Origin of the sequence: Arthrobacter sulfonylureivorans, assembly GCF_047607445.1 — a bacterium.
Classification (GTDB): domain Bacteria; phylum Actinomycetota; class Actinomycetes; order Actinomycetales; family Micrococcaceae; genus Crystallibacter; species Crystallibacter sulfonylureivorans_A.
The window spans coordinates 1-13303 of record NZ_JBLKRT010000009.1 but is presented as its reverse complement, the minus strand read 5'-3'; the positions used below and the strand labels follow the sequence as shown (position 1 = coordinate 13303).

Genomic DNA, 13303 nt, shown 5'->3' with positions numbered 1-13303 from the left:
GCTAGGTACCGTAACTTCCGACCAGCGCGGTGATGATCAGGCCCCAGCCATCCACCAGCACGAAGAGCAGGATCTTGAACGGGAGCGAGATCATCACCGGCGGAAGCATCATCATGCCCATGGACATCAGCGCCGAGGCGACCACCAGGTCGATCACCAGGAACGGCACGAAGATCACGAACCCGATGATGAACGCGGCACGCAGTTCCGAAATCATGAATGCCGGAATCAGGGTCTGCAGCGGCACTTCCTCCGGGTTCGCCGGGTTGGGCATGTCCGCCGCCCGCATCATCAGCGCCAGGTCTTCTTGCCGGGTGTGCGCCAGCATGAAGTTCTGCAGCGGGGCGGCCGCGGCTGAGACCGCGTCGGTGAATGTCTCGGTCCCTTCCATGTAGGGCTGCACACCGAGCTCGTTCACTTGGGTCAGCACCGGCCACATGATGAACAAGGACAGGAACAGTGCCAGCCCGGCGAGCACCTGGTTCGGCGGGATCGATGGCAGCGATAGGGCGTTCCGGGTCATCGCCAGCACCACGAAGATTTTGGTGAACGACGTCATCATCAGCAGCAGTGCCGGGGCCACCGACAGCAGGGTGATGCCCAGCAGCGTGATGACCGCCGACGACGGGGTGCCGTTGGGCCCGTTGATCTCCACCGAGAAGCCGCCGTCACCGTCCGGTGAACCCGGCTCCGTGGGCGCCAACGGGTCAATCGGCGGTACGGGGGCGACTGGCGATGCGAAAGCTGAAGGAGCGTTGAGGAGCGCGGCAGCTACGGCAAAAAGCACTGCCAGCAGTAGTGCCAGGAGTGCTGTGGTGGCCAGACGAGGCCAGCGGCCTGCCGTGACGGCCGGAGTGCCGGTGATGCTCAACGCGAACGGACCTGCTTCAGGGCTTCGGCCGTCTGCTTCCACGTGGACGGAGAAAGGATGGAGCCTGCCAGCGGGGAGTCCGGAAACTGATCCTGCCAGCTGGCCGCCCGGGATGCGCGGCGGCCGGTGCGCTCGGAACGGCGCCCGCCGTCGATCGGGTACAGCCCGGCGTGCCGCAGCGGAATGACGTCCGTGTCCTGGCGCGGCTCTTCGAACGCCGCGCCGTCGAGCTCCTGTTCGTCCATCGACTGGTGGTAGCCGTACGTCTCCGTCTCCACCGGTTGCGGTTGCGCTGCGGCACGACGCGCCGCGCGGCGCGGGAGGTCGAAGGATCCGGCAGCGGGTGCTGCGGAATAGCCGGCCACCGCGGCATCAAACGGGTTGGCAGGACCGGCGGCATCGCCCATGCCTTCGGGCCGGCCGTTACCGGCAGCGGAGCCATGGGCACCGTCCGTGAAACCGGCACCGACGGCAGGCGCCGCGGCACGTCGCGGCGAGGCACCGCCGTCGTACTGGGCTGATGTTTGGGTTGTTGCCCGGTCAGTGGCCATCGCACGTGCAGGAGTGCGGCCTGCGGCGTGGCCCTTGCCTGCGGCACGGCCGGTGGCCGCTTCCAGCAGCCGGGCGAAGCTGTCCGACGCGGTCTGCGGTGCCCGGTGGGAGGGCTGCGTTTCTTCCTCCGCCGGAGCCTCGCGGGTGTCGAGCACATTAACGGCCTGGTCGGTGACGCCGAGCAAGAAGCGCTGGCCGTCGGCGTCCACCACCACAACCGAAGCCTTCGGCCCGATGGTTTGACGTTCCACTACGCGCACCAGCTTGCGCGCACCGGTGCGGGCGCCGCGGCTGAAGCGGCGCTGCAGCACCCAGAGCAGTCCGAGCACCACGGCCAGCGAGAGCGCTACCCGCAGTGCGAGGACCACGGTCTCCATTTAGAGAAGTCCTTCGGGCACATCGAGGATCTTGGTGATGCGGACGGCGTAGTCCTGGTCGACGACGACGACCTCGCCATGCGCGATCAGGCGGCCGTTGAGCAGCACGTCTGCGGGGGCACCGGCCGAGCGGTCCAATTCAATCACGCCGCCCGGTTCCAGGTTCAGCACATCGCGCACCGACATCCGGGTGCGGCCGATCTCCACGGTCAGCGCCATCTCCACGTTGTTGATGCGCCCCAGCTTGGCCAGCACGGACTCGTCCACACCGTTGCCCGCATGATTCTCACGCAGCCGGATGGCGAACCAGCCGCCAGCCTCGCCGTCTCCGCCGGTGAGCTTGAACACCGCAGCTTCCGGGTCGGAGAACAACGCTGCGGCGTTGGCCACGTGGGCCTCCCCCAGCACGCCGGCGCCGAGCACCGACGTGGCCGCTTCCAGCGCCGGGCGCAGCAGGTCCGCGGCGGAAACCAGTGGGGAATCCGTACCGGCGGCCGCGGCCAGTGCGGCTTGATCGGCCACCACCAGCGCCACATCGGCGGACGTTCCGCCCACGAAGGAACCGACGACGGCGGAGGCCACCTGCCCGGGCAGCGGCCCGCCCTCGTCCTGGCGGACCGCGTACAGCGGGGTGTTGGTGGGCAGCAGCCCCAGGAGCGCGTCGGCGGCAGCAGCCTGCAGGGTCTGGGTCTGTGTCATCGGGCGTTCTCCTCGGTTGTAACAATGACTCCGGCCAGGCGGTTGCCGTTGGCGCCGACGGCGGCATGGGCCAGACATTCGCCGTTGATGGCGACGTCCAGCGGACGGTGCTGCGGGTGCGGCAGCGGCAGCAGGTCGCCGATCGACAGGTCAAGGACCTGGCCCGGACGGACCCGCATGGGGGCAAACTGCAGCGAAACATCCACGGGGATCTGCACCAGCTGGGTCTCGAGCAGTTTGCGGGCGTTGGCCGGGCTGCTTAGGGCGAAAGAGTCGCGCAATTGGGTCAGCAGCACCTCGGCCGGGATGGCCACCGTGGCCGGTGCGGCCAGATCGCCCACGCGGATCTCGAACGTCGCCACAATCATCAGGTCGTTCGTGGCGGCCGCCTGGGCGAACTGCGAGTTGTAGTGGATCTGGTCCAAGCTGATCGGCGTGGTCAGCAGTGAGCCGAGGGAGTAGCGCAGGTCCTCCAGCGCATCTTCCATCAGTCGGCTGACCAGGGCCTGTTCAATCTGGGTGAACTTGCGGTCCGGGTAGTTGTGGGTGCCGTTCCCGCCCAGCATGTGGTCCACCCACGTCATCGCCGCCTTGGTGGGGAACTGGATCACCGCTTTGCCGGTGATGTCATCCAGGGCGCAGAGCACCATCGCGGTACTGGCCGGCAGCGAGGCCGCGTACTCGTCGTAGGTCTGCATCTGGACCTGCTCGGAGGTCACCGTGCAGATCACGCGGACCTTTGCGGTCAGCTGGGTGCCCCACTGGCGGGCGAAGGTTTCGAAGGCCAGTTCCAGCACGCGCGAGTGCTCGCGCGCCAGTGTGGTCGGCCTCCGGAAGTCGTATACTTCGACGGCTCTGGCCGGCTTTTCGGGCGCGCTAGATTGCACATGTTCCTGGACCGTCACAGCAGGCACTATCGGCAGCGATTTCCCGGACGTTAGGAGTCCGCGAAATGTGATGCACCTGGGTTGTCGCAGGGCTCCCCAACGCGAGCACGCGCCAGCGGCAACTGCTGCCCCGCTCCCGCTTCAGCCGGCAAACCGGCTTCAGCAGCCAGCGGGCCCGTCAACGACTGCCCGATTTTCCGCCCGCCTATGTGACCGTCGGACTTCCCGCCCGTCTCAGTGATCGTCGGACTTTCCGCCGGGCGCCGGTGAATAGGTGGCGCTCGGGCCCGGACCGACCTTGCCATCGCCGCCGGTCACGACTTCGCCACCACCGGAGCCTCCTGCGCCCGGCTCGCCGGCCACCCGCTCGGCCGACTTGCCTTCGGAGCCTTCGGCCTCGGCCGCAGCCTTTGCCGCCGCGTCGGCTTCGGCAGCCTTCTTGGCCGCTTCCGCCCGTTCGGCGGCAGCATCCTTGGCGGCACCGGCCGGGTCCTTGAGCACCTCGGGCATCAGATTGCGGATGGCCTCGGGCTGGCCGGAGAGCACCACGATGTCCACGCGGCGGTTCATCGCCAGGTCCTCGTCGCTCCCGCTGGTCTTCAACGGCCTGGACTCACCAAAGCCCACAGCGGAGATCCGGTTCGACACGACGCCGCTGTCCTCCACCAAATGCCGCAGCACATTCACTGCGCGCTCGGACGAGAGTTCCCAGTCCAGAGCCCCCGGGTCCAGATGGCGCACCTGCGCCGTGTGGCCCTCGACCTTTAGTTCGTATGAAACAGGCTTGAGCACGGGTCCCACCACATTGAGGATCCTGATGGTCTGCCTCGTGAGAACGGGTGAATCCGGTTCGAAGAACGTTTCGCTGCCGATCAGGCGGACGGTCAGGCCGCGTTCATCCAGTTGGAAGCGCACCGCCTTTTCCAAATTCTCTTCCTGCAGCCCCTTGGTGATTTTCTCCTGGATGCTGCGCAGGTCGCTGACCTCCTCGATGGCCAGGTCCAGATCGGTCTTCTGCTCGCCTTCGGTGTCTTCCTCGGCGTCGCCTGCGGTGAAGCCTTGCCCGTCTTCGTCGATGAGTTCCGGAGGAACCACTACACCCTCAGCCGTATCGACCGTCTGGGTCCGCACCACACCAAAGCCGGTAGCCAGAGAGTTGGCCAGCTGCTGGAACTTGGCCGCATCGACCGTGGACATCGCGAAGAGGACGATGAACATACACATAAGGACGGTAACCATGTCCATGTAGGACGCCATCCACCGCTCGTCCGGGTGCTCGTCTTCTTCTTCGAGCGGCCGACGCGGACGCCGTGACTTCATGCCGCCTTGGCCTCTGGCTTGCCGTCAGACTTACCGGACTTGTTTTCCTTGCCCGGTTTGCCGGCGCCCATCTCATGTGCAGGAACCATGGCCCGCAACCGCTCCCCCAGCAGACGCGGCTGACTGCCGGCTTGTACGGCCAGCATGCCTTCCATCAGCAGGGTCATGCGCTCGGTTTCCAGATCGGACAGGCGCTTTAGCTTGCCGCCGATCGGCAGCCAAATGAAGTTGGCGGACAACAGACCCCACAGCGTTGCCACGAACGCCGTCGCAATCATCGGTCCGAGGGTGTCCGGCGTGGACAGGTTTTCCAGCACGTGGGTCAGCGAGACGACCGTGCCGATGATGCCGATGGTCGGCGCATAGCCGCCCATGCTCATGTAGAACTTCGAGGACTGGCGATCGGCGCGGGCTTTCGTGCTGATCTCGTCTTCGAGGAGGATCCGCAACTCCTCGCCGTCGGTGCCGTCCGCAATGTTCTGCAGCGCCCGCTGCATGAACGGATCCTTCTCCTCGGTGGCCTCCGCGTCGAGCGCAAGCAGCCCCTCGCTGCGAGCCTTCTCGGCCAACTCGACCACCCGGTCAATGACTACCTGAGGCTTCGCAACCTTGCCGGTGAAGGCCCGTGGCAGCGCCTTGAACGCCTGGAGTCCATCCTTGAGCGTCGTGCTCGCCAGACCCACGGCAATGGTGGCGCCGAAGACCAGAATCATGGGGGCCGGGATGAGGAGCGCCTCGACGTGCGCACCCTCAAGGGTGATCATCGCGTAGAGCGAGCCGAAGGCCAGCAGGAGGCCGATAAGTGTTGCGGGATCCATTTACGTATTCCTAGGGCGCAGCGGCACAGTGTTACCGGAGTCTCCGGATTCATCTCCGGAAGCCGGCGCCGCGGGGGGCACAAGGCCGAGCTGGGGGTGGCTGTGCTGGTGGACTGAGGGCGGCAGCTCACGGGCCAGATGCAGCACGTAGGCGCGGTAGCTGGCGATCATCTCGATGACCTGGCTCAACGTCTCGGTGACGATGTACTTTGCACCGTCCACCATCACCAGCGTGGTGTCCGGGTTCGCATGGATGCGCTCAATCAGGTCAGGGTTGACCGCAAACTGGCTGTCATTCAGCCGCGTTACTACGATCATCAGCCCATCCCAGGTTTCTCGAGGGCTCCGGTGAGCCGCTACCTACTACCTTCGGCCGCGCGTGCCCCGCGGTTAGCTAAGCGGGCTGGTTGTCAGATGTGTCACCCCGCTCGGACGGGCCGGAACAGCCTCTGATCCCTATTGATTGGAATGCGCCACGCGTCTGCTCAAGCGCCGGTGGGTGGCGGCGCCCCTCCCATGGGTGGGCCTGTCCTCCCCTTGGTCGGCGGTGTATCCCCTCGGACGGCCGTTTCGCACCATGGCAGGGGGCACCGGCGGAGCCGACTCTATTGGGGTGTGCAGCGTGGTTGGGGTGGGATGTGGGTTTGCCAGTAGGTGTTGCGCAGGGGTTGGCGGTCGGGGTCGATGTAGTCGGGTGGGGTGAACCAGGGGATGCCGTCGCGGACGGTGATGTTCCAGGTGCCTTGCTCGATCAGGTCGTGGTGGAGGCCGCAGAGGCAGACGCCGTTGTTGACTTCGGTGCGGCCGCCGGCCCACCAGGGCACGATGTGGTGCGCTTCGGTCCAGAACGCGGGCATGGTGCAGCCCGGGAAGGCGCAGCCTTTGTCCCGGATGAGCAGTGCCCGGCGGATCGGACGGTTGAAGAACCGTTGGGACCGGCCCAGGTCCAGGACTTCGCCTTTGGTGCCGAGGATCGCGGGGATGATCTCGGCGTCGCAGGCCATCCGGCGCACGGTTTTGGCCGAGACCGGGCCGTTGAATACCGCGTTGCCGCCGCCGGTGAGCAGTCCGGCGAGTTGTTCGTAGCCGGCGGTGACCATGACCTGGGTGCGGTGCCCGCCGGAGTCCGGGAGCCTGCCGGTGTTCAGCGCGATCCGGCAGGCACCGACCAGCCCGGCCAGCAGCTTCTGCGCCCGGGTGAAGTCATCCATTGCCGCAACCACCGCAGGATCCACCCCGGCGGGATCGGTCTCCGACGCCCCGCCCCCATCCGCAGCGGCCATGCTGTCCGGGGCGGCACCATCGTCGATGCCGGATTTGCTTGCATCGGTGGTCCCGGTTTCTGCGGTTCCAAGTCTGGCGCCACTGCCGCCTGCCGACCCGGCGGTCCCGTTTTCGGCTGAACCGGCCGTGCCTGCCATGAACGCCTGGTCGGCTCCCGTGGTCCCGTTGCCGCGCGGGCTGCCGGTCGTGTTGGTCTCCCTGGTGCCGCTCTCGGACGGGGTCATGCCGGCGGTTTCGATGGCGTCGGACTGGAGGCGGGGGTTGGCGGCGCTGTTCATCACGGTGGCGAGGGCTTCGTATTGGTCGTCGGTGGTGTTGATGACGAACTGGTGCAGTCCGCGCCGGCGGCCGCGGTAGAACATGCCCTGCCGGGCCCGCAGTTCCTCCTCCGAGGGTTCGGCACCGTCCTGGTCGACCGCTGTTTCCCAGGTCTTGGCGACCATCGCCAGCGTGTCCGTGTCGGTCTCGGCGGCCTGCCGGACCAGCGACGCTTCCATCGCTCCCAGCGTCCCGGGGTCGGGCGCGGCATGGCCGGCCCGGCCGAGCGAATCGGTGACCAGGGCCGCGGCATGACCGCTGATTTCGCCGGCGGCCATCGCCTCCGCCAGCACGGGCAGGGCCGGGGTGCCGGGTTCGCCGTCGAACCGCACCGGCGCGGTCACCGCTTTGCCGACCCGCATCCGGCGGCGGGCTTCGATGATGCTGATCCCCAGCCTCGAGCGCAGGTATTCGGCGTTGTTCCGGAACTCGGTCTTACGCCGCCGCTGCGTCTGACCCGCACCGCCCGGCGCCGCGTTGTCTGGCCCCGCGGGGTCAAGAGCACCCGGCCCGTCACCACCGCCGGCGCTGTTTCCGGAGCCGGCACTGATCGCCGCGGCTGGGTCCGCCCACCCCGCCGCACCGGCGGCAACAGCGGTACCGGCGGCATCCGGCGAGTCTGCAAGGGTGCCGGTGTTGGCTGCGGTTTCCCCGTTCGCGGCGATGTCCGCACGCTCCACCGCGTGGGCGCCGACGGCCTGCAGGAACTCCACGACCTTCGAAACGTCCTCGACCGCTGCTACCGTGTTCGCTAGCTCCCGGGTGCTCAGCGAACCGGACTCAGCGGTGAAACACGCGGCGATATCCTGCAGCAGCGCGCGCACGCCGGCGAGGGATTCCTCCAACTCCCCGGTCCGGTCCAACGGTGCAAGCGCCATACCACAATTTTATTCGTACACACTTTCGACCCGCCATCGAAACAACCCAATGTGTAGGGATAGTCGAACGGCCGCAAGACAACCAACGCCGGAGGAAGAGATCCCCCGCGGCAAAGAAAAAGCGGCCGCCTGCGAACGGTGCAGACGGCCGCTGCAGCTGCCCGCGAACGGTCGGGCAGCTGCACTTCGGTGGTGGCTTGAAGCCTCCGGGCTAGCGCTTCAGGTTGGTCAGTTCCTGCAGCACTTCGTCGGAGGTGGTGATGATGCGTGCGTTGGCCTGGAAGCCACGCTGCGCAACGATCAAGTTGGTGAACTCCTGGGACAGGTCCACGTTGGACATTTCCAGCGAGCCGCCGGCCAGCGTGCCAAGGCCGCCCGTGCCTGCCGTGCCCAGCTCAACCTGGCCGGAGTTGGCCGTAGCGCGGTACGACGACGAGCCTGCCTTTTCGAGGCCCCCGGGGTTGGTGAAGTTGGCCAAGGCGATACGACCAACGACAGTCTGCTGGCCGTTGCTGAAGGAGCCCATGAGGGTTCCGTCATTGGCCATCGTGAAGGACTCAAGTGCGCCCGCGGCGCGGCCGTCCTGACTCTCGAAGCCGACGGTGGTCATGCCGGCATAACCGGTCAGCGTCGAGAGATCCACGGCAACGTTGCCGGCTGGTGTGACGACGGCGTTCTGGGCGCCATTGAGGGACAGCGTTCCGTCAGCGGCAAGATCGAGCGTGGTCACTGCTGCCCCGCCGTTCGAGTTGGTCACGGCCCAGCCGTTCGTGGTTCCATCATTCACGCGAGTGAAGGTCAGGGACATAGTCGTCTTCGTACCATCAGCTGTATAAATCTCAATGTCGCGGACCAACGCGTCGCCGTCCTTCGCATCGGCCGGGAGATTGCCCGTGAGTTCTGCGGAGGTGGTCGCTTTCGCTTCAGAAATTGCCTCCGGGGAAAGGTCGATGGGGCCGATGGGGCCGCCGACCGGGATCTGCCCATTGACTGCCATCCAACCCTGCAGAATCGCGCCATCCGGCGACACCAAGCGCCCGGTGGAGTCCAGCTCAAACGCCCCTGCGCGGGTGTAGAGCTGCTCGCCGCCCTTGCTGGTGACGAAGAAACCGTCGCCGGAGATCATCATGTCGGTGGCCTTGCCGGTGGCCTGCGAGGAGCCTTGGGTGAAGTTGGTGGAGATGCCGGCAACCTGCACGCCGAGACCCACCTGAGCCGGGTTGGTGCCGCCGGCCTGGGCCTGCGGGCCGCCTGCGCCCTGGGTCATCTGGGACAGGGTGTCCTGGAACTGGACCGAGGAGGCCTTGAAGCCGGTGGTGTTGACGTTGGCGATGTTGTTGCCGGTGACATCCAGCATGGTCTGGTGCGACCGGAGACCGGAGATTCCGGAGTAGAGCGAGCGGAGCATGATCAGCGCCTTTCGGATCGTGGAACGGACGAGTGATTCAGTGACTGGGAAAATCTGTTGCTTGCGAAAGCGGAGTTAGGACACAACAAGTCAGGCGGCGCCCCCGCTGGTCCCCGAAGCGCTGGTCCCCGAGGCGTCGGCGCCGGAGGTGCCCGATCCACCCGAGGAGGCTGCGCCGTCGTCAGCTCCGCCGGAACCTGGCTCCCCCGACGTGGCGGCGTTGATCCCGGCAATCAGATCCAACGGGATCTCCTTGCCGTCGACGATCACCTGCGGGACCGGCCCGGCGTAGGACACCGAGCTGGCGGTGCCGGTAATCAGCGCGCCGTCCTGGCCGTAGTAGCTCACCTGCTGACCCACCAACGCCGCGGCCACACCGCGCATCTGCAGCGAGAAGTTCTCCTCGCTGGTGGTGGTCATGGTGGCGATGCTCTCCATCATGGCCAGCTGCGTGCTCTGGGAGATCATCTGGTTGGTGTCCATCGGCGAGCTCGGGTCCTGGTTCTGCAGCTGGGTAACCAGCAGGTGCATGAACATCTCGCCGTCCATGGTCTGCTTCGGCGCACGGGTGGGAGGCGTGGTGTACATCCCGGTGGCCGCGACGGGCGTGACTGAGTCGGTGGGCATGGTTCTCCTTGTCTCAGGCCAGCACGTCGAGGCTGGTCGAAATCCCGTAGGGACGTCTTAGGGCGGATGGATCGGTGGTGTCCGTGGCGGTGCCTGTTCCGGGGGATGTTCCGGAGGTTCCTCCCGGCCGGCCGTCCTGGCCTTGCGGGCTGCCGGCGGGCCTGCCGTCGGGACCGAACTGCATGTCTGGGCGGGCATCGTTGGGCCGGTTCTGGTTGGACAGGTCCAGGTTGGCGTTCATGCCGGTGGACGCGAGGTCGCGCTTCAGGTCGGACATGATGGCGCGCAGGGCATCGCGTCCGGCGTCATTCGGAGCGAAGAGCTCCACCCGCACGCCCTCCCCCGTCACGTGAGCACGGACCGTGACCGGTCCCAGATTGTCCGGCGTGACGCTGATGGTCATCACATGCTCACCGGGCTTGGCCTGCGCCAGGGTGAACAGCGGTCGTGCCACCTGCGCGGTGAAGGGCAACTGCTGGTGCGGCGGGACAGGAGCAGGTGCCGCAGTCGGAGCCGATGCCGCGGGCTGCGACACCGGGGCAGGCTGGGCCGCGACCGGAAGCTGGCCGTTGGCGGGCAGCTGTTCCACATCGGCGCGGACACTGGTGGCGGAAGCCGACGCCGTAGCAGCGGCCGTTGCCCCGGGGAGTGCTGCAGCCGCTCCAGCTGGGGCCGCCGTTCCAGGCCCGGTTTGGCCAGGAAGTACGACGCCGGTGGGCAGCTGGGTAGCAACGGTCGCCTGAGCCGGTGGCTGGGTCGGGGCGGCGCCTGGCGCGGGTGGGGCCCCAGTCTGGTCTTGTGATTCCCCAGTGCCACCCGCGACGGCCGCGGTTGCGGTCACGCCGGCCGCGCTCCCTGAGGCTGCGCTGGTTGCGAGTGCCGCGGAGGCAGCGCCACCAGCCGGAGAACCGGTGACGGCCGCTGAGCCGGCGGCGGCGAGGGCATTCGGGGTTGCGGTGCCCACACCTTGGGCTCCGGCTTTCCCGGCTCCCTGTGCGGAGAGGTCAAGGCCGGGAACCGCGTTGGCCGCAACGGGCTCGCCGGCGCCAACCTGTGGCACAGCCTGGCCAGTAGGAGTCCCGGCACCAGCGGCTGCACCGGTCCCGCTGCCGGCAGCGGCCAGCGTGGCAACCCCGTCACCGGTGCCGCCGTCGCCTGCTGTGCCCACGGGCAGGCCTGCAAGCGCATCAGCCCGGACGGTCGCAGTCCCCGCGGCTTCTCCCGTGGCTAGAGCGCCGGTTGGCACGTCGCCTGCGGGCAGGATGTGGCCGCCCACCAACGGCCAGGCCAGCGGAGCATCGACGGGCTGCGCAGCAGTTCCATCAGGAGCCTGAGCACCGCCGGACGGGGCAGCGGAAGGCCCAGTCGTCGCCTTGTCACCGGCCTCAGGCCGCTCGGAGCCGGGCCGCTCGGCACCGGCGCCGGGCTGAGCCGACACGGTTCCGGCGCCTCGCTGAGCAGCTCCCGAACCAGGCTGTGCCGAACCGGCGCCGGCCCCTGCCGGCGCAGATCCGGTCTGCCCGGTGGCCCCGCCGGCAGGCTTGTGGCCCCCGGTGGAGGCAGCGGCGTCGTGCTTGGAAGGCTTGTAGGCAGCCCCCTGCTGGAGCGCGTCCTGCATGGCGGACTCGAAGCCGGAGCCGGAGGACCGCGCACCGGATGCGCTGCCGGCGCGGGACGGCGCGGCGGCAGCGATAGGCAGAGAATTCAGCGGCAGGCTCATGCTCGCCGTCCTGTCGCCATGGCTGCCTGTGCGGTGGCCAGCAGATCAGTCAATGGTCCGGAACCGGCGGAGCCCTGGCCGGAAAGCATGGCGGCAAGGCCGGTGTTACCGGTCTGGCCGGACAGCATGGCGCTGATCGCTCCGGAGGTGCCGTTCTGGCCGCTGAGCATGGAGCTTAACCCGGTGGAGGTGGACAGCTGCGCCGCACCGATCAGTTCGGTCAGCGCGTGCTGCTGGTCCGCGGTCAGTGCGGTTGAGCCGGGCGCAGAACCGGCAATAGCGCCAAAGGCGGCGCCCAACCCGCCCGCGGCGCCCAACCCGCCGGCGGCCTGGACGGTGGGTTCATCGGGCAGGATGCGGCGGATGGTGGTGATGTTGGAGTCGTTTTCCCACGCGTCGCGGACCTTGATGGTGTCGCCGGGCTGCGGGGCATCGATGGCCTTGCCGTTGCCCAGGTAGATGGACACATGGCCGCCGTCGAAGCTGAAGAGCAGGTCGCCGGGCTTGGCATCGGCCATGGAGGCTACCGGGGTGCCTTCCTTCATCTGGTCCCAGGTGACGCGCGGCAGGTCAATGCCGATGTCGCGGAAGGCGTGCTGCACGAAGGAGGAGCAGTCCAGCCCGACGGAGGCATCGTTGCCGCCCCAGACGTAGGGCAGGCCCACATACTTCTCGGTGGCGGCGATCAGTTCGGCCGCACTACCGGTCGCGGCGCTCCCGGCCACGGCGGTCGAACCGCTGACCGCGGAGCTGCGAGCCGCGGCAGTGAGCGCGTCGGCAAAGGTGCTGGCCGTGCTGCCCCCGGTTGAGCTGCCGGCGGAGGTGCCGGACGCAGCCTCGGCGGCAACGGTCGGCTGGGCCAGCTGCGTCAGGGTGGACTGGATCTGCTGGATCCGGCCCATGGCATCAGTCATGCTCATCGTCCGTCACCGCCCCGGGCGCCGATGGACAACTCGTCCAGGATCAGCTGCTCGCGGCGGAGCTCTTCGACTGCCTCGGCCTGGGCATGCCGGGATTCCAGCTTCTCCAACCCCACGGACTGCATGCGCACGGCGAGGAACTCCTGCTGCGCCTGCTGGGCCTCGTGCTGCCGGGCACGGTCCAGGTTCTCCAGATCGGCCAGCATGCTGCGCGAGGAGGACCGGGCGGCTGCCACGGCATGGAGCGTGGCAGCATCCGAGACCTCGCTGATGATCTCGCCCAGCTCGTTCCGGGCGGCCACCACCCGGGCACCGGACTCGCGGGCGCGGTTGTTCGCGGCGGCGAGGTTGCCGGCAGCCTGGTCCTGCTGGAGCTGGCGCAACCGCAGCAGTCCGGCCAGGGGGAAGGATCGAGCCATCTCTACATACCTCCGAGGGTGCGGGTCAGGCGGTTCAGCTGGTCCCAGGACTGGGCGGCGGGCGTTTGGTCGTCCATCCGCTGCTGCAGGAACAGGTTGATGTCGTCTTCGTGCTGCACGGCCGCATCCACCATCGGATTGGAGCCGGCCTGGTAGGCGCCCACGTCCAGCAGGTCCTGCGCCGCCTTGCGGGCCGCGAGAACCT

Annotated in this window: 13 protein-coding genes and 1 pseudogene; all 14 read right to left on the bottom strand. The window is 67.7% G+C overall.

Annotated elements, in window-relative coordinates; all coding sequences use genetic code 11:
- Position 1 precedes the first annotated feature (1 nt).
- Positions 2 to 865 carry a flagellar type III secretion system pore protein FliP gene (gene fliP, locus ACMX2H_RS06015; RefSeq protein WP_414959730.1) on the bottom strand — a complete coding sequence of 288 codons (864 nt, stop codon included), beginning with the start codon at positions 863 to 865 and terminating at the stop codon, positions 2 to 4.
- A gap of 2 nt (positions 866 to 867) precedes the next feature.
- Positions 868 to 1800, bottom strand: a complete 933-nt coding sequence (gene fliO, locus ACMX2H_RS06010) for a flagellar biosynthetic protein FliO (RefSeq protein WP_414959632.1) — start codon at positions 1798 to 1800, stop codon at positions 868 to 870.
- Positions 1801 to 2499 carry a flagellar motor switch protein FliN gene (fliN, locus tag ACMX2H_RS06005; RefSeq protein ID WP_136784869.1) on the bottom strand — a complete coding sequence of 233 codons (699 nt, stop codon included), beginning with the start codon at positions 2497 to 2499 and terminating at the stop codon, positions 1801 to 1803.
- Positions 2496 to 3404 carry a flagellar motor switch protein FliM gene (locus tag ACMX2H_RS06000; protein ID WP_414959630.1) on the bottom strand — a complete coding sequence of 303 codons (909 nt, stop codon included), beginning with the start codon at positions 3402 to 3404 and terminating at the stop codon, positions 2496 to 2498. Before ACMX2H_RS06000 ends, fliN begins: the two co-directional genes overlap by 4 nt.
- 216 nt (positions 3405 to 3620) lie before the next feature.
- Positions 3621 to 4706, bottom strand: a complete 1086-nt coding sequence (locus ACMX2H_RS05995) for an OmpA/MotB family protein (protein ID WP_414959628.1) — start codon at positions 4704 to 4706, stop codon at positions 3621 to 3623.
- A complete protein-coding gene (locus ACMX2H_RS05990; RefSeq protein WP_136784871.1) occupies positions 4703 to 5524 on the bottom strand; it encodes a motility protein A in 822 nt (273 codons plus the stop codon). Before ACMX2H_RS05990 ends, ACMX2H_RS05995 begins: the two co-directional genes overlap by 4 nt.
- Complete coding sequence (locus tag ACMX2H_RS05985; protein WP_136784872.1) at positions 5525 to 5842, bottom strand: flagellar FlbD family protein; 318 nt, start codon at positions 5840 to 5842, stop codon at positions 5525 to 5527.
- 287 nt (positions 5843 to 6129) lie between these two features.
- Positions 6130 to 8004 carry an HNH endonuclease signature motif containing protein gene (locus ACMX2H_RS05980; protein ID WP_414959625.1) on the bottom strand — a complete coding sequence of 625 codons (1875 nt, stop codon included), beginning with the start codon at positions 8002 to 8004 and terminating at the stop codon, positions 6130 to 6132.
- A 211-nt stretch (positions 8005 to 8215) separates the two neighbouring features.
- On the bottom strand, positions 8216 to 9412 hold the full coding sequence (locus ACMX2H_RS05975; protein WP_414959623.1) for a flagellar hook protein FlgE: 1197 nt from the start codon (positions 9410 to 9412) through the stop codon (positions 8216 to 8218).
- 90 nt (positions 9413 to 9502) lie between these two features.
- Entirely contained in the window at positions 9503 to 10039 is a 537-nt protein-coding gene (locus ACMX2H_RS05970; protein WP_414959622.1) for a flagellar hook assembly protein FlgD, read from the bottom strand.
- 13 nt (positions 10040 to 10052) lie between these two features.
- Complete coding sequence (locus ACMX2H_RS05965) at positions 10053 to 11759, bottom strand: flagellar hook-length control protein FliK (protein ID WP_414959620.1); 1707 nt, start codon at positions 11757 to 11759, stop codon at positions 10053 to 10055.
- Positions 11756 to 12679, bottom strand: a complete 924-nt coding sequence (locus tag ACMX2H_RS05960; RefSeq protein WP_414959618.1) for a C40 family peptidase — start codon at positions 12677 to 12679, stop codon at positions 11756 to 11758. Before ACMX2H_RS05960 ends, ACMX2H_RS05965 begins: the two co-directional genes overlap by 4 nt.
- Positions 12676 to 13098: a flagellar FliJ family protein gene (locus tag ACMX2H_RS05955; RefSeq protein ID WP_414959617.1), complete on the bottom strand. Its 423-nt coding sequence runs from the start codon at positions 13096 to 13098 to the stop codon at positions 12676 to 12678. Before ACMX2H_RS05955 ends, ACMX2H_RS05960 begins: the two co-directional genes overlap by 4 nt.
- Positions 13099 to 13100: 2 nt before the next feature.
- Positions 13101 to 13303, bottom strand: a pseudogene (locus ACMX2H_RS05950) (EscN/YscN/HrcN family type III secretion system ATPase); the annotation flags it as partial.

Coding starts and splice junctions, on each gene's coding strand:
- fliO (WP_414959632.1), bottom strand. CDS start 1,800: ATGGAGACCGTGGTCCTCGCACTGCGGGTAGCGCTCTCGCTGGCCGTG.
- fliN (WP_136784869.1), bottom strand. CDS start 2,499: ATGACACAGACCCAGACCCTGCAGGCTGCTGCCGCCGACGCGCTCCTG.
- ACMX2H_RS05995 (WP_414959628.1), bottom strand. CDS start 4,706: ATGAAGTCACGGCGTCCGCGTCGGCCGCTCGAAGAAGAAGACGAGCAC.
- ACMX2H_RS05990 (WP_136784871.1), bottom strand. CDS start 5,524: ATGGATCCCGCAACACTTATCGGCCTCCTGCTGGCCTTCGGCTCGCTC.
- ACMX2H_RS05985 (WP_136784872.1), bottom strand. CDS start 5,842: ATGATCGTAGTAACGCGGCTGAATGACAGCCAGTTTGCGGTCAACCCT.
- ACMX2H_RS05980 (WP_414959625.1), bottom strand. CDS start 8,004: ATGGCGCTTGCACCGTTGGACCGGACCGGGGAGTTGGAGGAATCCCTC.
- ACMX2H_RS05975 (WP_414959623.1), bottom strand. CDS start 9,412: ATGCTCCGCTCGCTCTACTCCGGAATCTCCGGTCTCCGGTCGCACCAG.
- ACMX2H_RS05970 (WP_414959622.1), bottom strand. CDS start 10,039: ATGCCCACCGACTCAGTCACGCCCGTCGCGGCCACCGGGATGTACACC.
- ACMX2H_RS05965 (WP_414959620.1), bottom strand. CDS start 11,759: ATGAGCCTGCCGCTGAATTCTCTGCCTATCGCTGCCGCCGCGCCGTCC.
- ACMX2H_RS05960 (WP_414959618.1), bottom strand. CDS start 12,679: ATGAGCATGACTGATGCCATGGGCCGGATCCAGCAGATCCAGTCCACC.
- ACMX2H_RS05955 (WP_414959617.1), bottom strand. CDS start 13,098: ATGGCTCGATCCTTCCCCCTGGCCGGACTGCTGCGGTTGCGCCAGCTC.